26 protein-coding genes are annotated in these 25704 nt (G+C 32.0%); 14 read left to right on the top strand and 12 right to left on the bottom strand.

Annotated features, from left to right (window positions below):
- Positions 1 to 37 precede the first annotated feature (37 nt).
- Positions 38 to 2098, top strand: coding sequence for a BglG family transcription antiterminator (locus RAM17_RS08060; RefSeq protein WP_306239812.1), 2061 nt, complete (start codon positions 38 to 40; stop codon positions 2096 to 2098).
- A 324-nt stretch (positions 2099 to 2422) separates the two neighbouring features.
- On the top strand, positions 2423 to 2881 hold the full coding sequence (locus RAM17_RS08055) for a hypothetical protein (RefSeq protein WP_110447720.1): 459 nt from the start codon (positions 2423 to 2425) through the stop codon (positions 2879 to 2881).
- Positions 2882 to 3134: 253 nt separating this feature from the next.
- Here RAM17_RS08055 and RAM17_RS08050 read toward each other — a convergent pair whose 3' ends face one another.
- The 6 genes from RAM17_RS08050 to RAM17_RS08025 form a co-directional block, all read right to left on the bottom strand.
- A complete protein-coding gene (locus RAM17_RS08050; RefSeq protein ID WP_110447721.1) occupies positions 3135 to 3686 on the bottom strand; it encodes a TetR/AcrR family transcriptional regulator in 552 nt (183 codons plus the stop codon).
- Positions 3687 to 4271: 585 nt separating this feature from the next.
- The gene (locus RAM17_RS08045) at positions 4272 to 5483 is read right to left on the bottom strand and encodes an MFS transporter (protein WP_110447722.1); all 1212 of its coding nucleotides are present in this window, start codon (positions 5481 to 5483) and stop codon (positions 4272 to 4274) included.
- Positions 5484 to 5735: 252 nt separating this feature from the next.
- Positions 5736 to 6593 (bottom strand): methylated-DNA--[protein]-cysteine S-methyltransferase, encoded by an 858-nt coding sequence (locus RAM17_RS08040; RefSeq protein ID WP_110448051.1) that lies wholly within the window; start codon positions 6591 to 6593, stop codon positions 5736 to 5738.
- A gap of 336 nt (positions 6594 to 6929) precedes the next feature.
- On the bottom strand, positions 6930 to 7862 hold the full coding sequence (locus tag RAM17_RS08035; protein WP_110447723.1) for a DUF1848 domain-containing protein: 933 nt from the start codon (positions 7860 to 7862) through the stop codon (positions 6930 to 6932).
- Positions 7859 to 8554, bottom strand: a complete 696-nt coding sequence (locus tag RAM17_RS08030; protein WP_110447724.1) for a DNA alkylation repair protein — start codon at positions 8552 to 8554, stop codon at positions 7859 to 7861. The genes RAM17_RS08035 and RAM17_RS08030 overlap by 4 nt, the downstream gene beginning before the upstream one ends.
- 207 nt (positions 8555 to 8761) lie before the next feature.
- Positions 8762 to 8857 carry a TetR family transcriptional regulator gene (locus tag RAM17_RS08025; RefSeq protein ID WP_146208318.1) on the bottom strand — a complete coding sequence of 32 codons (96 nt, stop codon included), beginning with the start codon at positions 8855 to 8857 and terminating at the stop codon, positions 8762 to 8764.
- A gap of 115 nt (positions 8858 to 8972) precedes the next feature.
- On the opposite strand from RAM17_RS08025, the gene RAM17_RS08020 reads away from it, so the two are divergent.
- Positions 8973 to 9512, top strand: a complete 540-nt coding sequence (locus RAM17_RS08020) for an HPP family protein (protein WP_110447725.1) — start codon at positions 8973 to 8975, stop codon at positions 9510 to 9512.
- A gap of 38 nt (positions 9513 to 9550) precedes the next feature.
- Here RAM17_RS08020 and RAM17_RS08015 read toward each other — a convergent pair whose 3' ends face one another.
- Entirely contained in the window at positions 9551 to 9883 is a 333-nt protein-coding gene (locus tag RAM17_RS08015) for a hypothetical protein (RefSeq protein WP_258334359.1), read from the bottom strand.
- Between the two features lie 5 nt (positions 9884 to 9888).
- Positions 9889 to 10065 (bottom strand): hypothetical protein, encoded by a 177-nt coding sequence (locus RAM17_RS08010; protein WP_220000052.1) that lies wholly within the window; start codon positions 10063 to 10065, stop codon positions 9889 to 9891.
- 205 nt (positions 10066 to 10270) lie between these two features.
- Between RAM17_RS08010 and RAM17_RS08005 the strand changes: the two genes are divergently transcribed.
- Positions 10271 to 10933: a DUF421 domain-containing protein gene (locus RAM17_RS08005; RefSeq protein WP_110447726.1), complete on the top strand. Its 663-nt coding sequence runs from the start codon at positions 10271 to 10273 to the stop codon at positions 10931 to 10933.
- 61 nt (positions 10934 to 10994) lie between these two features.
- On the opposite strand, the gene RAM17_RS08000 is transcribed toward RAM17_RS08005, so the two are convergent.
- The gene (locus tag RAM17_RS08000) at positions 10995 to 11267 is read right to left on the bottom strand and encodes a DksA/TraR family C4-type zinc finger protein (RefSeq protein WP_110447727.1); all 273 of its coding nucleotides are present in this window, start codon (positions 11265 to 11267) and stop codon (positions 10995 to 10997) included.
- 153 nt (positions 11268 to 11420) lie between these two features.
- Here RAM17_RS08000 and msrA point away from each other — a divergent pair, with 153 nt between their 5' ends.
- From msrA to msrB, 3 genes are read left to right on the top strand one after another with little or no spacing between them, the layout of a single operon-like run.
- On the top strand, positions 11421 to 11969 hold the full coding sequence (gene msrA, locus RAM17_RS07995; RefSeq protein WP_110447728.1) for a peptide-methionine (S)-S-oxide reductase MsrA: 549 nt from the start codon (positions 11421 to 11423) through the stop codon (positions 11967 to 11969).
- A gap of 3 nt (positions 11970 to 11972) precedes the next feature.
- Positions 11973 to 12503, top strand: coding sequence for a cytochrome b (locus RAM17_RS07990; RefSeq protein WP_110447729.1), 531 nt, complete (start codon positions 11973 to 11975; stop codon positions 12501 to 12503).
- 60 nt (positions 12504 to 12563) lie between these two features.
- A complete protein-coding gene (gene msrB / locus RAM17_RS07985; protein ID WP_110447730.1) occupies positions 12564 to 13001 on the top strand; it encodes a peptide-methionine (R)-S-oxide reductase MsrB in 438 nt (145 codons plus the stop codon).
- A 216-nt stretch (positions 13002 to 13217) separates the two neighbouring features.
- Here the strand turns inward: msrB and lptG are convergent, their stop codons facing one another.
- Both lptG and lptF read right to left on the bottom strand, forming a co-directional pair.
- The gene (gene lptG / locus RAM17_RS07980; RefSeq protein ID WP_110447731.1) at positions 13218 to 14282 is read right to left on the bottom strand and encodes an LPS export ABC transporter permease LptG; all 1065 of its coding nucleotides are present in this window, start codon (positions 14280 to 14282) and stop codon (positions 13218 to 13220) included.
- A gap of 10 nt (positions 14283 to 14292) precedes the next feature.
- Positions 14293 to 15396, bottom strand: a complete 1104-nt coding sequence (gene lptF, locus RAM17_RS07975; protein ID WP_110447732.1) for an LPS export ABC transporter permease LptF — start codon at positions 15394 to 15396, stop codon at positions 14293 to 14295.
- Between the two features lie 138 nt (positions 15397 to 15534).
- Here lptF and RAM17_RS07970 point away from each other — a divergent pair, with 138 nt between their 5' ends.
- From RAM17_RS07970 to RAM17_RS07950, 5 genes are all read left to right on the top strand, one after another.
- Positions 15535 to 17019, top strand: a complete 1485-nt coding sequence (locus RAM17_RS07970) for a leucyl aminopeptidase (protein WP_110447733.1) — start codon at positions 15535 to 15537, stop codon at positions 17017 to 17019.
- A 13-nt stretch (positions 17020 to 17032) separates the two neighbouring features.
- On the top strand, positions 17033 to 17488 hold the full coding sequence (locus RAM17_RS07965; protein WP_110447734.1) for a DNA polymerase III subunit chi: 456 nt from the start codon (positions 17033 to 17035) through the stop codon (positions 17486 to 17488).
- A 610-nt stretch (positions 17489 to 18098) separates the two neighbouring features.
- On the top strand, positions 18099 to 19595 hold the full coding sequence (locus RAM17_RS07960; protein WP_306239799.1) for a hypothetical protein: 1497 nt from the start codon (positions 18099 to 18101) through the stop codon (positions 19593 to 19595).
- A gap of 583 nt (positions 19596 to 20178) precedes the next feature.
- On the top strand, positions 20179 to 22014 hold the full coding sequence (locus tag RAM17_RS07955; protein ID WP_146208319.1) for a hypothetical protein: 1836 nt from the start codon (positions 20179 to 20181) through the stop codon (positions 22012 to 22014).
- Positions 22015 to 22307: 293 nt separating this feature from the next.
- Positions 22308 to 22967 (top strand): DUF7424 family protein, encoded by a 660-nt coding sequence (locus RAM17_RS07950; protein WP_110447737.1) that lies wholly within the window; start codon positions 22308 to 22310, stop codon positions 22965 to 22967.
- A 244-nt stretch (positions 22968 to 23211) separates the two neighbouring features.
- Here the strand turns inward: RAM17_RS07950 and RAM17_RS07945 are convergent, their stop codons facing one another.
- Positions 23212 to 23535 carry a YnfA family protein gene (locus RAM17_RS07945; protein WP_086364555.1) on the bottom strand — a complete coding sequence of 108 codons (324 nt, stop codon included), beginning with the start codon at positions 23533 to 23535 and terminating at the stop codon, positions 23212 to 23214.
- 479 nt (positions 23536 to 24014) lie between these two features.
- Between RAM17_RS07945 and RAM17_RS07940 the strand changes: the two genes are divergently transcribed.
- Together RAM17_RS07940 and panB are read left to right on the top strand one after the other, a co-directional pair.
- Entirely contained in the window at positions 24015 to 24860 is an 846-nt protein-coding gene (locus RAM17_RS07940; protein ID WP_110447739.1) for a Rossmann-like and DUF2520 domain-containing protein, read from the top strand.
- Positions 24857 to 25699, top strand: a complete 843-nt coding sequence (panB, locus tag RAM17_RS07935) for a 3-methyl-2-oxobutanoate hydroxymethyltransferase (protein ID WP_110447740.1) — start codon at positions 24857 to 24859, stop codon at positions 25697 to 25699. The genes RAM17_RS07940 and panB overlap by 4 nt, the downstream gene beginning before the upstream one ends.
- Positions 25700 to 25704: the final 5 nt, after the last annotated feature.

Here is a 25704-nt window from a genome sequence, read left to right as displayed (position 1 = left end):
TATGTAATTCATTGATATTTTTAGTAAGGAAGAAGGTATGATTGACTTAAATTCAAAGAAAATTATCCTAACTTTGATTGAAAAATCTTGTGATCAGGAGTATTTATTGAATTTATTGAATATAACTAAACGACAATTACATTATTCAATTTTAAAAATTAATGCATACCTCTCTTCAAATGAACAAAGTGTGGTTGTTCAAAATGCCCTGTATTACTCTTTGCCTGATAAAAGTAAAGCGTTTCTAATTAAGAATTTAATTAACGGAAAAATTGGCAAAAATTATATTTTTTCAACAGAGGAAAGACAAAAATATATTTTTTTAATGTTGCTCTATCATGTAAATACTTATCTTTCATCATTACATTTTTTATCAGCATTAAATATTAGTAAAACAACTTTAAACAATGATATCAAACAGCTAGAACTTTTATTAAGTTCCGAAGACATTTTAATCACTTATACTAGAGAAAAAGGTTATTCATTAGTTGGAGATGAATTATCGATCCGTAATTTTTTTCTAAGAAATTTACTCAAAGATTTATCCAATAATTTAGATGATACATTCCTATATGATTTTTTCTTAAACCAAGAGAAGGTTGACTACCTTGATATCAAAAACGATATCAATCAAATTATGCTAAAAAATGAAATTTTCTTAGGTGAAAAGAGGAAAAAAGAATTTATCTATACAGTGATATTCTTATTGCCAAGAATGACTAAAAAACTGGAATATATTCCTGTTATCTCAATTCCAAATAAAATCATAATAAAGTTGAAAGAGTATCATATATCATCAGAATTGCTGAAATTATATAAAATAGATGATAACACTTATGAAGTGCAATACTTAACTTCTCTACTACTGGGCAATTCGGTTGGCAATCGTGATATAAAGACAGTTGATCAGGAGTTAATTTTAAATATTGTGCAAATTATTCTATCGAGATTTGAGCAGCTTTTAGGCATAAAGTTTGATAACAATGATGATATTTCGAAAAAACTCTATAGCCATTTTAGACCCGCGTATTACCGAATACTTTTCCGTTTGCCAATCATTAATCCAATTTTAGATAAAGTAAAAGAAGAGTTTAATAAACTATTTTTGATTGTAAAAGAAACCTTAAAAGTTATCTATCCGATCATTAATAATGATATTCCAGATGATGAAATATCTTTTTTAACCATCTATTTTGCGGCAATTCTAGACGAAAATAAAATATCAACTAATCAGCAAATCGTTGCCGTAATTATTTGTCAAAATGGTATTGGCAGTTCTTCAATTGTCTATAATAGATTAAAGTTTCTTTTCCCTGATTTTCTATTTTTAGGGCCAATGGAAACTGCAGAAGCTTTAGAGTTAACCAATTTTTTCGATATAATCTTTAGTACTGTAAATAATTTGGTTTTTTATAACCAAAATAAACCGTTTTTTATCGTATCGCCAATCATGTCCGATGAAGAAGAGTATTTATTGCTGGAGCGCGTTTATTCGCAAATTAACTCTTATTTGACCTATCCGAAGATAACTGACTTGATCGATATTTTTAAAAAATACGGTACAATTTCCAATGAAAATGGTATTAAAAAAGAGCTTTATCAGTATTTTTATAAAACAGATAAAAATACAACGATAGAAAATCAAAGTTTAGGCATTCGCCATTTGATCCAAGAAGATTTGATTCAAATAAATGTCTCTGCTAACGATTGGCAAAGTGCCTTATTTACAGCTGCATTGCCATTATTACAAAAGAACTATATCAACCGAAGTTACATAGAGAAAATTATTGAAAATGTTAATTCAAATAGAACAAGTTTTTTGATAACCAAAAATGTCTCTCTTGCTCATGCTAAACCAGAAGATGGTGTTAATTCTCTGTCGTTAAGTATAACGGTATTGAAAAAACCAATTATTTTTAAGAATGATAAAATTCCCACGCAATATATTTTTACTTTAGCAGCAGTTAATAAAACCAGCCATATTAACGCAATGTCAGAGCTGGTTGCTTTGCTTGAGATGCCCGATTTTTATGAAATATTAAACACTGCAACTCAAGCAAACGATATTCTGACATTTATAAGATCTCGATTTCCTTAAGTAATTCGATAAAAGTATGCTCCTCAACATTTTTTATAACTATTTAAGGGCGCTTTACTCTACAATAACTAAAAATATGCCCTAAATCATTTTTATATAGTGGGTAATATTGGATCAATGAACGATCGATATTTGTATTTAAAAGTTTAAAGTTAAGTTATTAAAGGATTCCGTTGCTATTCAAATTCTGTATTTTTTCTACGCCTCTCTCTGTTACGTAATTATCAAAATTCTATTAGCAATTATACAATTAATTTAGAATATGCTATAAAAACAATTAAATAAGGACACATCAAGATGATATTGGATAATTAGGATTTATTTATGAGAATATTAGGTTACAGTTTTTCTCTTTTAGCAACAGTAATATTATTATCTGGTTGTATTTATGGTGATATAGATAAGAGCATTCGATATTTTGTAACTACTGGGGCGACGAGATATTGTGAAGCTAATCATTATCCATATTGTGAAATTTATGCACAATGCTATAGAGATTTTTTAGAGCAAATGCCAGCAAAAAGAGATTCTTTATCAGCGCTTTCGGCTATGTCAACAAATCTTGATTATAAAGAAGAACCCAAAAAAGCAATGGATAATATTTACGCTAAAATAAAAGATAATGAAAAAAAAGGTAGAGAAGATTTAAGTTTAGATGATAGTTATCTATTATTTCCGCATAATAGATGTTCATCGATTATTAATGCTAAACAGTATGATATTAGCAATTATCAAGAAGCGATCGATAAAGGGATGAAAAGCTATAAACTCAATAATGAATAAACTGTTTTAGGATTTTCTTAATACTGCTTTGAAAGTAATAGATATAAATTAAATTATAAAATTATACATATTTGTTGGCTAATAAAAATATGCAAAATAACTGTTTTTATCCTTTGAATAAGATTCGTTTTCTTTAATCAATAATTATTCGATATTATTTAGCTCAATTATTGATAATATTTTCAGTAGATTCTAATTTATTATTCACATTCATCATTACTTGAATAGCTATAAAATTGAGTATGTTTACCTATTAGTTACAAAGAAGATTGGTAATTAAAGCAAAACTATCATTAATCATCGCATCATAAAGTGTTTTATCATCTTTGTAGACAACACTAATATTAAGTAATCCTTCTAATACTACCATTAATTGGTTAGTTAAAGTTATATGTAGTGGCGTTTGAGGGAGTTGTTGACTAATGAGTTGACGAATAAATTCTTTATGTTCAATTGCTAGTTGCTTGATAGCCTGATCATGATGAAGCTCTTCGTTTGCTCTTATAAATAAACAGCCATTAAAATTATCTTGCTTAAACCAAGTTAGGTGCCATTTGAATATCTGAATGATTGCATCATTTTGGTCGAGATCTTTAATCGCCGTGCTAAGATCTTGTTGAAAGCGCAAATTCCTTATCTTCAAAACCTCAAAAATTAAGTTATCTTTATTACCAAAATGTTTATATAGCGTTGTTTTAGAGCAACCTGATTGGTCTCGTATCTCATCAACACCGACATTAGCAAACCCTTTTTGATAAAAGAGTTGTTCGGCAGTATCCGCTATTAATTTAGGTGTTTTTTTCATTTTTGATCCAAAGAGTTTGATATATGAACAGATCTGTACCAATATAAAAGTGTGCAAAGTTGTTCATTTTTCGGCGTTGTACATATATTTTACTCATTTAATAGGATAAAAGAATAATGAAATCATTTTTTTTCAGCAAGTAAAAGTTGCCACCAAAATCTAAAAATATTGAATTATTGCAAAATTTAGTTATTGATTTTGATTCTATAATATTCCTTATTATTTTTAGCCAATTTACACATTACACCATTTATGATGCACCTTTTGTAGCAAGTTATGTAATTTTATTGGCGTTATTTCAGCAGCCATTAGCCTAATCCAGAATTAGGCATTAATTACCGTTTTTGTTAAATTAGTTTTTTAAAATTAATTGGTTATAATACCATTCTAAAGTGTTGTTAGCTTTGGTCGGAGAACGTACATTAAGCTAGTTTGTAGGAGAGTTAATATAATAGGTAGTCTTATATTTCAATTGATAACTAGAGTCCTGTGGATGTAATTAAATTTAAGGTCAGATTAGTGAGCACGGCCAAAATATTGGACATTGCTCACCTCTATAATATTATTATTTAATTAATACAGTTTTTATTTTTCTGCATCAGATAAATTTTTTAATTTGGCCGGTTTTGAAAAAAGAATGATGATCAACTGAATTAAAAAACCGATTAAAACCGCAGAAATACAAGCTTTAACACCAAAATTTGCACTTATGTACACACCTAAAGCAGCTCCCAAGGGCCGAGCTCCAAATGTAACTGTCATGATCACCGATGATATTTTAGCTATCATATTACTAGGTGTAACTAGTTGTCTTAGTGATACTGTTGATATAGTCCATATAATAGGCCCAAACCCGAAAAGGAAAAAAGCAATAAAAACTAGTGATTTGGAATGGTATATAATGGTTAAGAACATCAAAATGGATGCCATAAAAGCAGATAAAGGTCCTAAAGTCAGTTGAAAACCAAAATTTATTTTTTTCGATATAATTTTATATAAAAATGAGCCTATTAACATTCCTAAACCGATTAGACTTAATGAAGCTCCAACTTCAAAAGAAGTAAAGGATAGATTATTGATAACGTAATAAGCAAAAATAGATAATAACAAGTATTGCGATAAATTAAATACAAAAGCCGTGATAGTTATTGGCATAAGATATTTATTTTTAACTAAAAAAATCAAACCATCATAGAGTTCTTGAAGTATATTTCTTCCAGATTTTTTTAAAATTGGTTCCTTAGGTAAACATATCAGAAAAATAGCACTTACTATTGAGAGTAAAAAAGCTAAGATGAATGCTAACCCGCCAGATAAATAACTAGTAAGAATACCACCTAAAGCTGGCCCGGCAGTAAAAGCCACGCTTTTGGCAATTTCTATTGATCTATTGGCATTAATCAGTTGTTCTTTTATGATGAAAGATGCTACTAAAGCCGGACTTGCCACACTATAAATAACTGTACCCATGGCAATAAAAAAACCGAATAATGCAATTTTATTGATTGATAGACTTCCAGAGAACGTCAAATAAAATAATAGAAATATAGCCGTTGCTCGAACTATTTCTATTAGGATCATTAGTTTTTTTCTTGATACTCTATCTGCAATTACTCCCATAGGAATAGAGAGTAATAGAAAAGGCAAAGTATTTATCATTTGTATAAAAGCTGTTTCAGCTGCTGAAGCATTCATAGATAGCACAGCTATAATCGGCAGTACTGCTATTATTATTTGTTCGGAGAACTGCGCACATAAATTTGAATAAGAAATCTTATGAATTAGTAATTTATTCATCTTCTCTTCCCATTATTTTTTTATTTTTAACATTTTCCATTTGTCCTATTCCTTATTTGTACTCTATTGTTTATTTTTAGGTTATTGTAAAATTTGTTCAGCCTAAAAAAATTTTATTTTCAGTTTTCATGTGCATTTCTGAATTGCAGTTTAGCTTTTCGTAGATATTTTATTTTTAATAACAATCAAACTTTATTGGTTCTGTCTTAATTCTTTTTGTTACTTTTGTATGAAGCTCACTTTGATTTTTACTTAGCTTATAGATGTTGAACCATCTGTTTTAGCTCCTTCCCAACCAATCATTGCGGCTTTGCGATCACATCCCCAATGATATTGTCCTAGTAATCCTGTTGATTTTATAACTCTATGGCAGGGAATTAAGAATGCTACCGGATTATCACCAATAGCCGATCCAACCGCACGGCTAGCCTTTGGATTATTTATTTTGTCTGCTATGTTGCTATAGGTTGAGAGTTTTCCCATAGGGATAGTCAATAAAGCCTGCCATACCTTCAGTTGAAAATCGGTACCTTTGATATGTAACTTAATTTTATCTAGTCTTGACCAATCTTGTGTAAATACAAGGATTGCATTTTGTTGAATCTGATCTCTATGTTTTTGGAATTGAGCATTAGGATATTGGTCTTTTAATAATTTAAGTGATGACACTTCATCATTAACAAAAGCAATATAACAAATCCCCTTTGTTGTTGATGCAACGATGGTTTTTCCAAAAGGGCTTTCAACAAAACTATAGTTAATTGCTAAGTTTTCACCGCCATTTTTATACTCTCCTGGAGTCATACCTTCAATATCAATAAACAAATCATGTAACCGGCTTGTACTCGACAATCCCAACTCATAGGTGGTATCCAATAATGAGGCTTTTTCTTCTATTAGAAGTTTTTTAGCGTGAGTTATACTGATGTATCTTAGGAATTGTTTAGGACTAACACCTGCCCAGCTAGAAAACATACGTTGAAAATGATAAGGACTTAAATGTACATGCTCTGCGGCTTGTTCAAGTGTTGGTTGAAATTTATAGTTTTCATTCAAATATCCGATAGCTTTTCTTATTCGAGCAAAATCGATTTGTTCTTGTTTTTGCATCATGAATACTCCATTTCACCGAACTAAGGTTGCTACATAGAAAGTTATTATTTATTTGAATATTGACCGACTTGTTCTTACTCACGGAATAACAAACTTTATTCACAAAAAAACATATGCGTCAATACCTCAATTGGTAGTAGTTCCAAACTTTCTTCTTAAGTTTTTTCAATGTAAGTTACTTAAATTTCTTTATTAACATGTGCCTTATAACACTACTATCAACCAGTCTTAAATAAACACTTTTAGATAACTTTTTCATGCTTTCTTTATTTTAATTAATGATACATCTCATAATATTTAAAGTTTCAAAAATTAAAAATCCGAATCTTGCTATTAAAATAATTCATTTTGTAAAGAAAATAACGATCGCATTGGCTTATCTTTGATTATGTCTGTTTCAAGTAGATCCCCCACTAATTTCGGTGAACATTGATTATATAGACGCTTATTTGCTTGTACTTTTCTCTTTGAAGTGGTTGCATAACAATATAAACATCCAAAAGAACAGGTATCATATGTTCCAATATCAATACTTTCTAAACATTGGCAGTTGTTTCGCTGATTTTTATCTTTCTTAGCCAATAATAAGCGGCCGGTTATTTTTTCAATACGTGTTTTATCGATACAAGCACCATGAGAAATATTGCAATTCAACAACTCAATTTCCTCAGCACATGTTTGTAAAGTTAGTTGATTATCACTAGCAATTTCAGATAATGAACTGCAAAGATTTAATATGTCAACTACCTGTAATCGATTGATATCTTCTTTGATTAGTGATTGTTGTATGTGCGGATAATCATCAATAAAACTAATGATACAACTATCCGTGTAGCCGCGAAGAGAAGAAGCAATTTGATTAAAAAAATCGATGTGATAATCAATGGTATAATGTTTATTAATTAATATAGGATCATATCGCCAAATAACACGATCTTGTCCAACATGCTCAGCTAATTGCTTGAATATAGCTATTCGTTTTTGCAAAGCAGGAAGATGTTTTTCAATGTCTGCTTCATAAGCTGTTAATGTAAACTGAAAATAAAAAGGATACTCAGAAAGCTTTACCAGTTTATGTAACATAGAAGATGGGTTTTTAGTCCAAAATACAATACAATCAACTATATCGGGTGATAGAAAAATGCGACTTAACTGCTTTGAATTCCTCGGATTAGGAACCAGTACAAAACCATCTTTTAGACGGTTAAAAAACCACGAAGAGTAAAAAGCAGGAATATCTGTTCGGCGGCTAGCACTAATAATCATAATTTATTTTTCTTTCTTTTCATGGTTCGAATGATGATTTTTGTATTAAAATCCACTTTCAAAGATTCAGTTATTTTTTGTAATGCTTTATTATAAGTCCAATCATCTAGTTGATTTTTCTGTAAGTATGCCATCGTTAACTTAGGTAACTCTCGGAAGTAGATAGAAATAGCCCATGCAACAGCCATCTTAACATAGTAATCATCGTTTTTGATTTGGTTGAACAAAGTAAATACTTTCTGCAAATATTCATCATTCACAAAATGAAAAAGCAACATGACGACAGCAAAGCGAATATCATATGGGGCATCTGATGCAAAATAGGGTTGTAGAAACTGCCATACAATCTCTTTTTCTGAGGCTTCAAACTTCAATCCACAACAAAAACTATCACAGATTGACCAATTATTAATTTTAGAAGTAAAGTGTTTCACATAACGTGAACGTTCATTCCATGGTAATTTTATTTCACCTATAATCATACCTTGTAACATCACTTCCTCGAAGTATAAGGGATCATCCATCGCAAGGTAGTATTCATAGTCGAGCTGTGCTATTTTTTTTGCTATTTTACGGAGTCTTGGTAATCTCACACCTAATAAATTATCAACATTAGGAATCAGCTTTGTAGCAAAGATTCGATAATTTTCTTCTGCTATTTTTTCAAGCTCTATGCGTATTTTTTCTCTCATAATAGGATTTTATAAATTCTATTATGTATTACAATCTGAATCTTGCTATTTGATAATTATATTCTTTATATTGTAAAAAATGTCTGCGTTTCGCTCAAAACTGACTATCAGATTTAATTTTTCTAATCAAGAATTACGTTAAAATTTCAAAATTAGATTATCTTTATTACCAAAATGTTTATATAGCGATGTTTTAGAGCAATCTGATTAGTCTCGTATCTCATCAACTCCGACATTAGCAAACCCTTTTTGATAAAAGAGTTGTTCGGCGGTATCCGCTATTAATTTAGGTGTTTTTTTCATTTTTGATCCAAAGAGTTTGATATATGAACAGATCTGTACTAATATAAAAGTGTACAAAGTTGTTCATTTTTGGTGTTGTACATATATTTTACTCATTTAATAGGATAAAAGAATAATGAAATCATTTATTTTCGGCAAGGAGAAATTGCCACTTAACCCCAAAAAAATTGAGTTGTTACAAAGCTTTATAGGTGGTTTTGTTAGTATATTGTTTCTTATTGGCTTAAGCCATTTAACTGGTTACACTTATATCATGGCGCCATTTGGAGCTAGTTGTGTAATTTTATTTGCGGTATCTTACTCGCCCTTAGCCCAACCAAGAAATGTCATCTTTGGTCATTTGATATCGGCTTTTGTTGGATTAGTGTTTCTTAAATTATTCGGTAACGATATAATTGTTGCTGCGTCAGCTGTGGGGGTTGCAATTGTCGCAATGCAATATTTTCGTTCTGTGCATCCGCCTGCAGGTGCTAATCCATTAGTTATTTTACTAACTGCAGATAAAATAGATTATGATTTTACTTTTCTTTTATTTCCGGTGTTGTCTGGTGCAGTAATATTAGTTGCTATTGCTTATATAATTAATAATCTTTTCAATAAAAAACATTGGCCTATTTACTGGTTGGCACTATTTAATAATAACAAGGAATCATAGTTTATTGATATAACTGCTATTAGCAAAAAAACAGCATACTATTCAATTTTAAACAATTTGGTTTGTTGATCTAAATAGGTAAGTAAATCTGGCATGCGATGTTTGCCTGCCATAGATTTAATATGATCTGCAGTTTTAGTTAACTCTATTCCTAATGTCTTGATGTATAAAGGTTTATTACTTTTGCTGCGTGTCACTTCTATCACATATTGGCTATTATCAGCAAAGAACTTTTTAGCAACACCAATAATAGGTATCTTTTTATCAAGGGCTTGATATAGATGACCACCTAAGCCAAGCTTACCGTCATTTAAATGAACATAACCGTCAACAATAATCGTATCAATTGTATTGAGATCGACCTGAGACAATAACGCTAATATGCAAGGTAATTCACGTTGATAAAAATGGCCTGATTGATATGGGCAACATTTGATTGGTAATCAGTGATAACGGATTTTATCTCCTTGATTCTGTCAGCAAACTGTTCAAATAAAATACCGACCGTTTTCGCTTTATCATCTAAATAGTAAAAATCTATGACAAGTATCATATTTTTTTTAAATCCTTTTTAGAGTAAAATAGCAATGCTTTCATTTTATTGTCAAATCACCATTAGAAAATAATCTGTCTTTTGTTTCAAATAAATAAAAATTTAGCTAGTCCTTAATACATCTTGTTTAACTGTTACTTATTCGATTACACCATATTTAATTAATGTTGGTCATTGTGGTTGGATATACACTAGGAGGTTGGAAATGTATTTACTCGAAATGGCTCCAAAATTTTTAGTTGCTCTTATTATTTTACTTATTTATGTCAAATTATCTGGTAAAAGCCAAATAGCGCCTATGTCGCAATTAGATCAAGTAGGGAGTATGGTTATTGGTGCATTAGTAGGAGGAACGTTACTTAATGCTAATGTCTCCGCGTGGGAGTCAGCTGGAGCTGTAGCGATTTGGGCGGGACTGCTTATTTTAGTTCGATTCATCAAATCTAAAAACTCAAAATTACGCGATGCTATCGACGGTGAACCGATACAATTAGTTAAAAATGGCAATATGCTCTCTGAAAATTTTATTAAAGCGAATTTACCTGTTAGAGATTTCGAAACATTAATTAATATTCAAGGAATTTGCGCATTTAGTGAATTAAAACAAGTTTGGTACGAATTAAATGGCTCTTTAACTATTATCAAAAAAGGCGATAAAGATATCGCGGTATTGGTGATTGAAAATGGGGCGATTAGTCAGGATAATCTTGAACAATTACATAAAAATGAAACTTGGCTTAAGCATGAAATTAAAAAACAAGGATATAAAGATATCAAAGATATTTTTTGTGCTGAATGGTTTGATAGTAAATTATTAGTTTATCCCTATGATGAAGTGCGTAAAGCTGAACATGATAATAAAAAATAATTAATAACAGTAAACAATAATAAAGGGAGGGACCATTCTCTCCCTCCCATCAACAGATAGATTATCGAAGTTGACTATCTTTACTCCCACGACGGTTATATAAGATTGCCGACTTAGCCAATTGCTTATCCATTTCTTGTTGGCAATTAACACAGTATTGTACGCCAGGCAAAGCAAGTTGTCTTGCTTTAGCAATTGCATCACCACATTCAACACAAAAATCAGTACTTGGTTTATCGTGTTTTAGTTGGCGTCTGGCAAGTTCAATAGCATCAATAATTGTGCTTTCAATTTGTTGGTTAACAGCATCATCAGATGCCCAGCCACTAGCCATTATTTCACCTCCTAAACAATTATATTAGATTAATAATATGGTGATTATTTGACCAGTTTCAAGTAATATAACCGCAAAGCTATCAAGTAAAAGTAAGTGTTGTGCTTTAAAATAAAGATCATTTCTATTAATATCATTTAATTGGAGGTTTTTATGCAGCAATATGAGCAAGCAACATTTGCCGGTGGTTGTTTTTGGTGTATGGTAAAACCTTTCGACAAATATGAAGGTGTGATTAGTGTGATGTCTGGGTATACGGGAGGCCACACGGTAAATCCAACTTATCAACAAGTTTGCCAAGGTAATACTGGTCATACTGAAGCTGTGCAGATAACGTTTGACCCAACTATGATCAGCTATAAAAAATTACTAGAAATTTTTTGGCAACAAATTGATCCAACTGATTCTCAAGGACAATTTGCTGATCGGGGCGATTCTTATCGACCGGTGATTTTTTATCATAATAAATTTCAACAGCAGCAAGCAATCGCATCTAAACAAACATTAGAAGAAAGTAAACGATTTAATCATCCCATTAATGTTGCTATAGAGCCAGCAACAACATTTTATCCGGCAGAAGATTATCATCAAGATTACTATAAAAAACAACCAGAACATTATAACCGTTATTATCGCTTATCTGGACGAGCCAATTTTATTGCTGACAATTGGCAAGATAAGCCTGCAACAAAAAGTGAGTAAGCAATGCAAAGTTATCCACAGTATAGCAATAAACAAAAATGGATCCATTGGTCATCAGCCTTGTTAATCGTGATTGTTACTTTATTGCTTTTAGCTAAAGTGACAATGTCGAATATTTTAGGTGGTATGCCAATTGTTTATTTATTGCATAAATCTTTGGGTGTTGTTGTTTTGCTATTAATGATATGGCGAATAATAGTAATTCGAGACCAAGGTGTACCTGATGTTTTACTTAAAGAACAAAAACTACAACGGATATTGTCTAAATCTACTCAAGGATTCATCTATATTTTACTGCTTATTGTACCGCTATCTGGTTATTTGATGAGTGGCCGAGATTTAAATGTCTTTGGTCTAATATCTGTTCCGGCCATAGCTATGCCAAATTCAATACATCAAATGTTTCATTCAATGCATCTAATCACTGCTTACGCTTTAGCAATATTGGTTATTATTCATATATTAGGTGCGTTGTATCATTATTTTTGGCTTAAAGATAAAGTATTGCAATCGATGTTGAGCCGTAACGACTAATATCAACTTAAAATTGGTAATATTAATAGCATCTATAACGTAACGTGAGGCAGATAAATCATGAATAAATCAATGAAAGATAAGGCTATATCAGCATTAACTCCTATGCAATATCATGTTACTCAACAAAATGGCACTGAGCCCCCATTTGATAACCAATACAATGCCAACCATCGGCAAGGTATCTATGTCGATATCGTCTCTGGGGAACCTCTATTCACGTCATTAGATAAGTTTGATTCTGGCTGTGGTTGGCCCAGTTTTTCTAAACCGATTAATCAGCAACAAATTATAGAAAAAGAAGATAACAGTCACGGCATGAACCGGATAGAAGTGCGTTCATTAGAGGCTGACTCACATCTTGGTCATGTATTCACTGATGGTCCTGCAGCGTTAGGTGGATTACGTTATTGTATTAATTCTGCTGCGTTGAAATTTATTCCAAAAGAAGAACTTGAAACGCAAGGTTATGGTGAATATTTAAGGCTATTTAAATAAATTAATTTAATGGATCTTTTATCAAATTAATAGATGCTGAAAAATAAAATTACCTGAATGAATTTCTACTCCTAATAAACAAATATATAAGTAAATCTGCTTATATTTGCTGTGAACATTTTGCTTGTTTGATATGAAAGATAATATTGGCATATATCAGAGCATTGTATATGCCAATACCATTTTTAATGAGTAATGATAATTCTCATAAATATGCTAATTTTTGCGCTTAAATAAAATATAACTAATTAATAAAAACACTAAGCTGGTTAGCATTGAACCTACAATAGGATAAATTCCCATTACAATACTGACTTGAGCAAAAAGATTATCGGCAATATAGAAAATAAATCCAAAACTAATACCAATAATCACTCTAACCCCCATCGAAACACTACGTAACGGGCCAAAAATGAAAGATAAAGCCAATAGTAACATTACCGCTACTGACACAGGTTTAATCAGTTTTTTCCAAAATAGTAGGTCATAATATTTGGTATCTTGCCCAGAATCTTTCAAATATTGTGAATATTGATATAAACCAGATGCGGATAAAGATTCTGGATCAAAGGCGACAATACTTAATTTATCTGGAGTAATATTGGTTTTCCATTGCATCGTCAACATATTGATACTAGTTACTTGGTTGGAATTGCTTAAATCGTTTTTTTCAATTTCTGACAAAGTCCAAACACCATTCTCAAATGCACCTCTGTTAGCATGGGTGATCGAAAGAAGTTTATTTTTATCTACGCTATAAATATCAATATTCGATATTGAGCTGTCATTATCAACATGGCCAATATAGACATAGTCATTACCATCTTTAGCCCATAAACTACCTTGCCGAGCTAATAACGAATTACCATAAAGTCTTTCTGAACGCATATTGCGAGCAGTTTGCTCACTAATTGGTGCAACCCATTCGCCAATGGCCATAGTTAAAATAACTAAAGGTAAGGCTGTTTTCATTACGGCTAAAGCAATTTTAAATCGACTAAACCCTGACGTTTCCATGACAATTAGCTCACTACGTGAGGCTAATATTCCTAAACCGATTAAGCCTCCCAACAGAGCTGCCATAGGAAAAAATACTTCTAAATCTTTTGGCACCATAAGTAGAGAATAAAAACCAACAGAAAAAGCATCATAATCCAATTTTATTTTTCTGAGTTGATCTATAAAACGAATAATACCTGATAGACTAATTAATAAAAATAAACAAATTCCAATGGTATTTAATATAGTTTTACCAATATAACGATCTAAAATCGAAAACATCGTTCTCCCCTTATAATGCACTATATTTTAAACGAAGTTTACGCATAAATAAGTTATCCCAACAATTTAAGATCAAAGCTAGAATAAAATAACCCATATTAATGAGATAAAACCACAAAGCAGGATCTAGTCGGCCTTTGCCTGCATTAGCTCTAATCGAACTGGAAATTAAAAAATAGACTAGATAAAGTAATAAAGCTGGTAGAATCTGTGCTAATCTACCTTGTCTTGGGTTTGAAACACTTAATGGTATGACTAAAAAAGCCATTAAAGGAACAGAAATAATCAGCGTTAAGCGCCAATACAATTCAGCTTGGGCCTTAGCGGTAGGATTCTGCTGTAGTTCAAGTAACCCTAATTGTTGCACATCAGCTTTATCATCATAAACACTTGTATCTAATTCTTTAGGTTTTATGATCCCCAAATAGTTATGAAAATTCGATATACGAAAATCTTTTAGCTGGACAGTGCCTTCATAACGATTCGCATCTTCAAGGGTGATGATTTGATTACCATCGGCGTCTTCTTCTGTTTTTCCTTTATTGGCAATAATGATAGACGGGCGCTGATTATTTCTAGGATTGATCTGGGCAATAAATACGTTGTCTAACTTATTGTTATCGACATTGCCAATATAAATTACTGAATTGCCATCCGGTGTTTGTTGAAATTGTCCGGCAAGTAGGCCTGCTAAACTTGGATTAATTTTTGCGTTCTCAACTAGTTGATCCTCTTTTACGCTAGACCAAGGGCCAAACCAAAGACTATTAAGTGCAGTTACTGCACATGTTATTACACAAAGTAAAAATACGACTTGATAGTTAAGTCGCTTTTTTACGCCACAAGCATGCATCGCGACCATCTCGCTATCAGAATAAAGTCGACCAAAGGTAACAAGTACACCTAAAAAAAGGCTTAATGGCAAGATAAGATCAGCCATATTTGACACACCTAACAACAATAATGGCATAATCAAATCTCGAGGAATGCTGCCATCGATTGCGCTGGATAAAATTCTGATTAATTTTTGAGAAAAGAAAATTAGCAATAATATAAACAATATTGCCCCTTGTGTTTTCAGTGTCTCTTTAATTAAATATCGGCGAATTATCACTTTATTACCTATCTGTCCGTCTTATCAAATCCCATTATTATAATCCGATTTGTGTTGTTTCGTTATCTTTTTGTTGCTATCGTTTAATGAACCGATAAAATGTTATTATTCACATTCGATACTTTTTAAGAGAAGCCTATGCAATACGCAATTAAAAACAACCTTGCTATAACTAAACAAAAAGAAGAATGTTTAGTTATTACTGTCCAATTAGGTAAATTACAATCTAATTTAATCAAAGAGATAGATGAAGAAAATAATGGTTTGATTAGTCAATTGATAAAATCAGGTGATATTAATTGTCAGTTAGGTAAAACTACATTTTTATATACATTGGCAAATTCAACCAAACAAAAAATATTAGTTGTGGGGTGTGGTGACGCAAAAAGTTTTGATTTAAATGCTGCCAAAAAAGTGATTCAAGCTACAATTAAAGAGCTTGCGAGCAAAAAAGTTAACCACATATGTTGGGATATTTTGACCTTAAATTCAGCAATAAGTTGTGAAATTGCTAAGCAACTACCGCAAATTGTTAGTGAATTAACTTATTGTTTTGATGAGTTCAAATCAACAAAATCAGAACAACCGAGCCTACAAAAATTGACACTACTTTATGGTGACAAAAAGACAGTCAACCAAGTTGAAGGCCAATTATCGCAAGGGCAAATTATTGCCAACGCTATTGTTAGTACGAAAAATATAGCTAACATGCCATCGAATGTTTGTAATGCTAAATACTTAGCTGAACAGGGTAAAAGTTTAGGTCAACAACATACTAATTTAAAAGTCACCTGTTTTGGCGAAAAAGAATTAGCAAAACTCAACATGAATGCTTATTTAGCTGTAGGACGAGGATCTACTAATGAATCAATTATGACGGTGATTGAATATCATGGCGCTAAAGACAAAAAAGCCCAACCTTATGTATTAGTCGGTAAAGGATTAACCTTCGATTCAGGCGGTATATCTATTAAACCTTCTGCTGGTATGGACGAAATGAAGTATGATATGTGTGGTGCGGCAACCGTGTTTGGCGTAATGCAAGCAGTAGCCGAGCTGAAATTACCAATCAATGTCATCGGTGTAATGGCTGGTTGTGAAAATATGCCTGATGGTAACGCTTATCGTCCAGGTGATATTTTAACGACCATGTCAGGTATTACTGTTGAAGTGATTAATACCGATGCTGAAGGCCGTTTAGTCTTATGTGATACCTTAACTTATGTTGAACGTTTTAACCCCAAAACAGTCATTGATATTGCGACATTAACCGGTGCTTGTATTGTGGCTCTTGGTCACCATTACACTGGTGTAATGGGTAACAATCCACAATTGGTGGAACAACTTATTACTTCATCAAATAAAGCTGGTGACAAAGCATGGTCTTTACCGATTGATAGTGATTTCCAAGAACAAATCAAATCGACTTGCGCTGATATTGTTAATGCTGGTGGTCGAGATGGCGGTACAATTACTGCTGCTTGTTTCTTATCACGCTTTACTGAAAAATATCAATGGGCACATCTTGATATAGCAGGTACAGCTTGGAGATCAGGTGCCAACAAAGGTGCAACTGGCCGACCAGTTGCGATGTTAATTCAATACTTACTTGATCAAAAATAAGTAGATAAACATCATGAAAAAAGTGATTTTCTATTTACTGGAAAACTCAGCCCCAGCTAATGATGCTGGGGTATTATTTCAAGAAAAATTAGCCTGCGAAAAAATTGTCGAAGCATGGCACAGCAAACAGCGTGTGCTGGTTGCTTGCCAAGATCAAGCGCAAGCTGAGCGAATTGATGAATATTTATGGCAACTTGATACCGATGATTTTGTTCCACATAACTTAGCTGGTGAAGGTTTAAAAGGTGGATCGCCAGTTGAAATCTGCTGGCCACAAAAGCGCAGTAGTGGTGCACGACATTTATTAATAAATTTACAACAACAATTTCCAGAATTTGCCAGTGTTTATCGTGATATTATCGATTTCGTTCCTGTCGACGAACAACAAAAATCATTAGCTAGAGAAAGATATAAAGTTTATAAAGAAGCAGGTTTTAATCTCAAAACTATTCCAATTACATGTCGATGATCAAAAGTATTAAAAATTGACTTCAGCCAAACTAATTTATAGAAATATGATAAATAAAATATAAAAAAACTAATGAAATACTTTTTATTTACTCCGACATAATCACCATATAGAACTAATCATCAAACAAAAAAAACGTCCGAAAAGCAAAGAACCAAAAAATTCGAGGAACGGGTTTTTTAACGCTACTAATTGATGCTTTAAAAATCTAATGTATTAATAATATTTACAAAATTTAACAATTTAGCCTCAAAAAGTGGTTGCGAGGTTTTTTTATGTCTTTATAATTTTAAACAATTTTCAGTAGGATTATCGATCATTATTTAGTTAATCAAACTAACAATGGAAGATAAAATATCAAATTAAACATAAAGTTAATTGACAGGATGTCGAATATGCATTATAATTTTAAACACCAAACACCAAACACCAAACCTGCTCAACCTATAATTTAATTTCAGCTAATTACCTCAATTCAAGTTTACTTTTTCACGATAGTTTATCTTTTCACAGAAAATCCAAGTTAATATCTAGTCTTAGTCCATATCAATTTAGCCAAAGAACAAAAAAAACAAAACGCCGTTTAGTTCAGCTTTCACCTGGTGGAGATTTGATAGCAAATACAATGGGTTGTATTTTTTCTTTAACAAATTCTTCATTATTATCCGTTTGTTTATCTCTGGTTAAACCGTTTATTTATATTTTATTTATTTTATGCTTTTTAGGCGTCAGTCAAAAAAGCCTAGCACTTACAGCACATAGTATAAATGTCATTATTGGTAATAAACCGAAAGTTGTCGATATTGAAGGGGCATCGAAAAAACATGGTTTTACTGTTAATGGTGTTTTATATAGTTCAAATACCAATAACTTAAGTGACACACAAATCAATCAGTTTGATGGTAATTTAACAATTAAAGACTTTATGATTAAAGATTATGCAATGAATGATTTAGATGTGACTGCTAATTATGATGATACCGATGGTGATGGCATTCGCAATAACATTCCGTTCACCGTAGAAGAAACAAATTATAGCTGGTTTGATAATAAAGGGATAAAAATCGAAAATGATGAAAAAATAATTGGTTGTGGTAGTGACATTTCCATGCCGTTAACTTTAACTATTACAACTAAAGTAAAAACCTATTCCGAATATGGTATTCCTAATGAAAGCGAGTATGTTGATATCACTCAAAAATACAAAATTATGGCTAAACCTGAAATCTGTTATGCTAAACCTTATGGAATGATACTGTATCCACAATATGTTTGGGGAAGTGTTAGACCAGTACCATATCAAGGAAGTCTTGATTGTCTTTTATTTGGTTATGCTGAGCATGAATTTGAATCATCGCTTTTTGATGACAGTAAACACTGGGTTAATGGTTGGAATTATGATAATAGCCGAGAAAGGGATAGCTATTGTGGTGGAGGTTATGATGCTAAGGTTTTCGATCCTAATAATGGTTTTAAAGTATCGGCGGTGCCACACTTTCCAACGACAGGTTTTCCAGGAGCAAAATTTCAATTAATTATGACAGGTCATCAAGATGATTTTGAATATACATTTTCGGCAAGTCCAAATGATAGTATTACGGTTGATAAACAAGGTTATGTTATGTTGATTAAAAAACCGATAGGTCCTGTTACAATAACTGCAAAATTTAAACATGATGAACAAATTCCTGAACAAAATTATACTTTCAATTTAACCGGTATATGGGCGGTACCATATGGGAATGACTATTATACTTATCAGCAAACCGTTAATTTGTGTGGTGGAGAGTCGAATATTCCCTCAAGGGCTGAAATGTCAAATTCTCCAAATGCACCAATGTCATGGACAGAATGGCCACTTGAATGGGATGCCTTTACTCGTACTATAGGACAAGGACTTTTGAGCGAATGGGGTATGACAATTAAGAATACTTACCCTGATTCAAATTGGTTTAGTGGATTTTTGTGGTTTTATTCTCGAGATCAATATATTGATCCTGTGAGTGATTCAGACTATTTTATGGATAGATTTGCTATTGATGCTTGGATTGGGCAGATTAAAGTTTACAAAAAATCAAACGATTTACATGCAGTTTGTAAACAATAAAAAGTTTATTGAAAAATATTATTAATTAAATGAAAACATGCAAGTACTCTACCATTTACTCTTCTTTATTTTTGAATTTGAGAATAAAGAAGAGGATTATTAAGTTGCTAAATGCACAACAAAAATGTTTTACGCAAGCGTAAGCTTTATTCAGAAAAAGCTAACATCTAAATAAACCCCAAATACAACAAACGCTTTTTATAAAAAACTGAAAAATTTTGTGTAAAGGGTATATTTTTCTTAAAAAAAATGGCATTATTTAAACCGACATAGCTTGATTTATCAATCAAGTTTTAGAACTACCAAGCTACTCGTATTATTTATGTGAAAATAAGTAATAAACCGATCCACAAATATTAATGCAATTCTTAATTTCAAAGTACTATAAGAGCGTTTAATTCGTCATAAAGATATCAATAGTTGTATTGTCAAACATAAAATAAGTTTTTGGTTATTCTGTATTTGTCTGCTTAATTAATATTTATTATTGGTATTGTTATATCTTGATTACTGAATTTTTTAACAATTTAAAATTTCTGTTCGTGCTTTATTTTTTATAAAAACATAAGGTGGAGCCTTACAAATGTTAAAATACAGTCGGTTAATGACATATCTATACGCTACTAGAAAATTAGCGACTAATTTCGGGATTAAATCTGCAAGATATACCACAAGATTTCATATTCGATATTACTCATTATTTCATTTACTTAATCAATATTCCAAAAGGCTACTATTAACGCAAAGATTATATGATTTTAGTCGTTTAATCTTTATTGTTAATATTATTCTGGCGACTAATGCTTATGGTTTAAATGTAATTAATATAACGACATCCAACGCCATTCAGGGCCACGAACCCTATTTTACTATTGATAATGGTGCCAGCAAACTAGATAAGTTTGATGATTTTTTTTGGATCACTTTATCAGATGGTACAACTATCCAAGCTTCACAAGATACTTCTAGCTTCAATAACCCGATAGAATTACCATTAGACATGGAAACCTTTGCTAGTATCAAAACTTTTGTTCCTTTATCTAGTGCCGGTGATGCCAGTTATCCCAAATTAGATATGGCGGAGTTGTTAAAAACACCTTATAGTTATTTTGGTGATGATGATGGTGACGGTTACGATACTACTGGAGAAATTACCGCCACAGCAACAGGTAATCTCAGTTTAAAGTGGGAATCGCCGTATCCTGGGCAATCCACCTTTTATGACATTACGCCAATAGTTCAACAAAATATCAATGCATTAATGAATAACTGTAATGGCCCGTATAAATTAACCATCACTGCCAGTGATACCACATTAATCACACCTTATGGTGATCCCCAACAAAACACTATTCCCTCTAGTAGCCATTCTTATTACATCAAACCGAATAAATTATTAGCAACGACTTGTTATGCTCAACCTAGTTTGGTTTATCATAATCAAATTCTTCCATCAGGAGGTTATGACGTATCAGGTACATTATGGGACGAAGGTTTTTCATCTAATGATGGAGGAATAACACGTATACCAGGTAGAGGATATAAAGTTATAAGTGCCTCAAATAGCGGTGATTATGATGGTGCAAATCAGATAATTAAGAACAACTTTCCCAGCACTGGCTCTCATGGGTTATATTTTTATTTAATATTTGGTGGCGTTGATCCTCAAACTGTCTTAAATGCTAATGGCCAAACAGTAAACGCAGAAGAAGGGGGAAATGTGACCTTATCACTGAGTGCTGGCTCGACTGAGAAATGGGAATATTTTGGTGGTTCCTTTGGAATAATCGAACCTGCTTTAAAAGTAAAGTTAAATGGTCCACGTTACAATTCAAATGATAAACTATTTAGGCCATCCACTTTTAAAATATATCTTGATAGGGCTAAAACTAAGTTACTGTATGAATTTAGATTAATGCGATGGTACATTCCTCAACCAGTTGTCAATTATGCCAAGAGTACATCGTCTTTGTCTGAAGTTATTGCTGCTCAAAATAAGGCTAAAGAATATTGTAGCAATTTTGGTTTTGGTTATCGTTTGGCTGAAGTGAATGATTATGTCAATACACTGACTCCAAAAAATGGATGGAATATTGGTATCCCTAATCGAAATGGTACATGGTATTCTCGTCAGTTAAGTTATCGAGATAATGGACAATGGATCGGTGGAATTAATAGCGAATGGGGATGCATGGTTAATGATTGGAATGCGACAACGCAATATTCACTTCAGTGCTCAGGCTATTCGGGCAGTGATTGGGATTCCTATTATTACTTAACCGCCAGTCAAGCAAGCAATGCAACCGTATCAGCCAATAATGGCAAACCAATCATTAATCATTTGAATTTTGGTATACCGCTTGTGTATGACTTTAACCAATATGGCGATATATACCGTATTGCTTGTGTAACACCTTAGTCTTAAATTTAAAAATTAAGCAAAGTCTATTTGTTAATTTTCTATTTTTTTAACTGTAAATAGAACATTCATGGCAGCGGAAAAATTGACAATTATTAAATTAATTTTCAAATGAGCTTCAATTTCAATAATATTATAAATATGAAGGTTATACAAAATATTATGAAATGTAATCATTATTCAGTTTATTAAAGTTGTTTAGTAATGCTTAATTAGTCTATATATAGGACATTGAAATGGGGTTTTGATTTTGTTATTTTGTCGCGCTTTTAAACATGAATAGGAAATAACATATGAAGAAAGTATTAGTAACACTCTCAATAGTTATGTCGTTAACTGGCTGTAAAGTCGAGCTTGCACCAATAGTAAATCTAAGTGACATTAACAGTGAATCGGCTAAAACAGTACAATCAAAATTAATTGTTGAAGTTATGTCATGTAAAAGTTATGAAGATTCAAGACAAGAGTCATCAGATGTAAAGGATGCTAAAGAAGCTATTGCTAAAGTGTTTAATAATGCTAAATATATTGAATGTTATACTGAAAAAATGGATTCAAAAGCGTTATTTGAAATTCCGATAACGGTTGGAGGTAAAAATCCAGTTGATGGTATTCAAATTACCAATACGGATATTGGCGGTGGAATGGTAATTAAAATGTCAGATAATTTAAGACATAATTTTGAACGTCAAAAAAAAGCATCATTTATTGATATAAATCCACTAATAAAAATAACCATAAATAATGACATCAATAAAGATCAAGATATTGTTGTTCATGGTATTTTGGCAAATAATAAAACTTACCTTCCTTATTCATGGTATAATATAAAAGCAAATGAAAATCAAATATTTAATCTATCTGATGTTTCGGTATCTTCGTTGATTCAAAATGGGGAAACTCTGGTATATGAAGATTTTGATAAACGTGTTGAGATAACAAAACCAGAATAATAAATAGTCAAAAACCCTCATCAGAGGGTTTTATATTATCTTAACTGAATCAGTTTTGACGATCTTTTAGCTCAATTATTAAAATAACCATATGAAAAATATTTAATTATAATTATTTTTGCATGGTAATTAAAATAATTACTGTAACAAGTGAATATTAATAATAGAAAATTTCCTTTATTTTTTAGCAAAAGCTTTTGATAAAACTTAAATAATCAGAGTTAGTTAACTATTTTTCATAAAATCATGAGCGCCAGCCGGAAATAATAACCACAGTTCCCAATAAAATAATACCCGCGCCAATTAAGTCAAAACTAGACAATTTAACATTATCAACCAATCTAAGCCAAATCATTGATACGATAATATAGATACCGCCATAGGTAGCATAAATACGGCCACTTGCTTCTGGATGTAATGATAGTAACCAAGCAAATAACATTAAACTTAGTATAGCTAATCCCAAAAAACAATGAGATGCTGTTTTTTTGAACCAAATATAGACACAATAGCAGCCAAAGATTTCAGCTAAAGCAGTTAAAAAGAAAAGACTAATAATTTTCAGCATAATGTAATCCTAAAAGAATCAATATAACTATTTTATCATAATGTGTTGTATTACTGGTTGGCGATTTACAGGCATGCATTTAGCATTGAAAAGCAATATGCTAAAGATTATTTATTATCGATTGGGGCAATACCGACCCAAGAGGAGAAAAAATTCCTATGTATATTAAAGTTACAAGCATGGGATAAGATAACTAAGCAATACCAAAAAGTTCCATTTATTCTTTATCCAGGTAAATAATTATTTACATTATTCTAAACCGCTTATAAAGCGGTTTAGAATTGATTACCGAGATAAAAAACTGACAACAAATTAAATTCTTCTATTTAAAAAATCCCACAGCAAATTCCCCCCAAAAAAATTAAGAAGAGGGGTTTTTAATCATAGTTAATCCTATATTGCTTGGTCTTTCTGGTTAAAAATTGAATCTATATCAAATTAGGCTATAATGCCGCATCGTTTAATTTTTGTTATTAAAGATGAATATTGGTTTTATTGGCGCAGGTAAAGTGGGTTGTACTTTGGCTAAATATTTTAGTCTTTGTGGTCTGCAAATTACTGGTTTTTATAGTCGTGATTATCAACAAACACAAGCGGCAAGTGAATTTATTGGTAGTGAAGCATATGTAACTTTATCTAACTTAGTAGAGGATTGTGATTGTCTATTTTTGACAGTGCCGGATAGTCAAATTAGTTCTGTATGGCAAGAGCTTAGTCGATTGCCGATTGAGAATAAATTAGTTGGCCATTGCAGTGGTTTGCTGACATCGCAGTTATTTACTATCGATCATATTGTTCATCCTTTAGCATTTTCGCTACACCCTTTATCGGCAATTTATGATCGTTTTATCTGCTACAAGGACATGGCTAAGGTATCTTTCACTTTAGAAACCAATAATCCCTTAGCATTAGCTAAATTACAACAGATGTTATCACCTTTGGTTAATGCGATAGCAATATTATCGGCAGAACATAAAGCGCTTTATCATGCTGCTTGCGTTATGCTAAGTAATCATGTCATTGCCTTAGCTCAAGTTGGCAGTGATATGTTGGCATGGTGTGGTTTAGATCCCCACTTTTGCCAACAAGCATGGCATGATCTATTTTTAGCGAATGCCAAAAATATTTGTAATGTTGGTACTATAAATGCATTAACAGGTCCGGTTGAACGCAATGATGCAAATACTATAAAACAACATTTACTCAACTTACCTGCTGATATAAAACCTTTATACCAACAATTATCGACAGTATTACTTAATCTTAGTCGGCAAAAACATCCTAATAGGGACTATCATCAATTAGAACTGGAGCTGTTACCTTGAAAAATACAATTCTAACTTTACAACAACGCAAACAAAATCAACAAAAGATCACCATGTTAACTGCTTATGACTACACAACGGCAAAATTGATGGACGATAGCGGTGTAGATTGTTTATTAGTTGGTGATTCATTAGGAATGGTGATGCTAGGTTATGAAAGTACGGTTTCTGTCACCATGGAAGATATGATTCATCACTCTAAAGCTGTGGCAAAAGGCGCTAAAAACGCGTTAGTTGTGACGGATTTACCGTTTATGTCTTACCATGCTTCTATTTATGATGCTGTACATAATGCTGGCCGTTTGATTCAAGAAGGCAATGCACAGGTTGTAAAACTAGAAGGGGGGCGAGCATTTTGTGAACATATTAAGATGATTGCTCAAGCATCGATTCCCGTTATTGCCCATATTGGTTTGATGCCACAATCAGTATTAGCATTAGGCGGTTACAAAGTACAAGGTAGAGATTACCAAGCGGCTAAAGATATAATTTTGGATGCATTAGCAGTTGAACAAGCCGGTGCTACAGCTATTTTACTCGAATGTGTACCTGCCGATTTGGCTAAATTTATTACTGAACTTGTTAGCATACCAACGATCGGTATTGGTGCTGGTCATGGTTGTGATGGTCAAGTGTTAGTTTATCAAGATATGTTGTCAATGTATGATGGCGTATCATCTAAATTTGTTAAATCTTTTGCGCCAATCGGTGATCAAATGAAGCAAGCATTTGCCGATTATTGCCAAGAGGTAAAACAGCAACAATACCCAGCATCAATGCATGAGTTTGCCATTGACGGTGAGATTATGATTCAACTCAAATCTGAATTTTCAAAATAGCCAGA

It is taken from the genome of Gilliamella apis (assembly GCF_030758615.1).
Taxonomy (GTDB): Bacteria; Pseudomonadota; Gammaproteobacteria; order Enterobacterales; family Orbaceae; genus Gilliamella; species Gilliamella apis_A.
The sequence above is the reverse complement of the archived record's forward strand: the minus strand, read 5'-3'. Positions and strand labels throughout refer to the sequence as shown.

Coding starts and splice junctions, on each gene's coding strand:
- RAM17_RS08005 (WP_110447726.1), top strand. CDS start 10,271: ATGTATTTACTCGAAATGGCTCCAAAATTTTTAGTTGCTCTTATTATT.
- RAM17_RS08055 (WP_110447720.1), top strand. CDS start 2,423: ATGAGAATATTAGGTTACAGTTTTTCTCTTTTAGCAACAGTAATATTA.
- RAM17_RS08040 (WP_110448051.1), bottom strand. CDS start 6,593: ATGCAAAAACAAGAACAAATCGATTTTGCTCGAATAAGAAAAGCTATC.
- RAM17_RS08050 (WP_110447721.1), bottom strand. CDS start 3,686: ATGAAAAAAACACCTAAATTAATAGCGGATACTGCCGAACAACTCTTT.
- RAM17_RS07950 (WP_110447737.1), top strand. CDS start 22,308: ATGAAGAAAGTATTAGTAACACTCTCAATAGTTATGTCGTTAACTGGC.
- RAM17_RS07970 (WP_110447733.1), top strand. CDS start 15,535: ATGCAATACGCAATTAAAAACAACCTTGCTATAACTAAACAAAAAGAA.
- RAM17_RS07945 (WP_086364555.1), bottom strand. CDS start 23,535: ATGCTGAAAATTATTAGTCTTTTCTTTTTAACTGCTTTAGCTGAAATC.
- msrA (WP_110447728.1), top strand. CDS start 11,421: ATGCAGCAATATGAGCAAGCAACATTTGCCGGTGGTTGTTTTTGGTGT.
- RAM17_RS08035 (WP_110447723.1), bottom strand. CDS start 7,862: ATGATTATTAGTGCTAGCCGCCGAACAGATATTCCTGCTTTTTACTCT.
- RAM17_RS08060 (WP_306239812.1), top strand. CDS start 38: ATGATTGACTTAAATTCAAAGAAAATTATCCTAACTTTGATTGAAAAA.
- RAM17_RS08020 (WP_110447725.1), top strand. CDS start 8,973: ATGAAATCATTTATTTTCGGCAAGGAGAAATTGCCACTTAACCCCAAA.
- RAM17_RS07955 (WP_146208319.1), top strand. CDS start 20,179: ATGTTAAAATACAGTCGGTTAATGACATATCTATACGCTACTAGAAAA.
- RAM17_RS08025 (WP_146208318.1), bottom strand. CDS start 8,857: ATGAAAAAAACACCTAAATTAATAGCGGATACCGCCGAACAACTCTTT.
- RAM17_RS07940 (WP_110447739.1), top strand. CDS start 24,015: ATGAATATTGGTTTTATTGGCGCAGGTAAAGTGGGTTGTACTTTGGCT.
- msrB (WP_110447730.1), top strand. CDS start 12,564: ATGAATAAATCAATGAAAGATAAGGCTATATCAGCATTAACTCCTATG.
- RAM17_RS08010 (WP_220000052.1), bottom strand. CDS start 10,065: ATGATACTTGTCATAGATTTTTACTATTTAGATGATAAAGCGAAAACG.
- RAM17_RS07965 (WP_110447734.1), top strand. CDS start 17,033: ATGAAAAAAGTGATTTTCTATTTACTGGAAAACTCAGCCCCAGCTAAT.
- RAM17_RS08030 (WP_110447724.1), bottom strand. CDS start 8,554: ATGAGAGAAAAAATACGCATAGAGCTTGAAAAAATAGCAGAAGAAAAT.
- RAM17_RS07990 (WP_110447729.1), top strand. CDS start 11,973: ATGCAAAGTTATCCACAGTATAGCAATAAACAAAAATGGATCCATTGG.
- RAM17_RS08045 (WP_110447722.1), bottom strand. CDS start 5,483: ATGAATAAATTACTAATTCATAAGATTTCTTATTCAAATTTATGTGCG.
- lptG (WP_110447731.1), bottom strand. CDS start 14,282: ATGTTTTCGATTTTAGATCGTTATATTGGTAAAACTATATTAAATACC.
- RAM17_RS08000 (WP_110447727.1), bottom strand. CDS start 11,267: ATGGCTAGTGGCTGGGCATCTGATGATGCTGTTAACCAACAAATTGAA.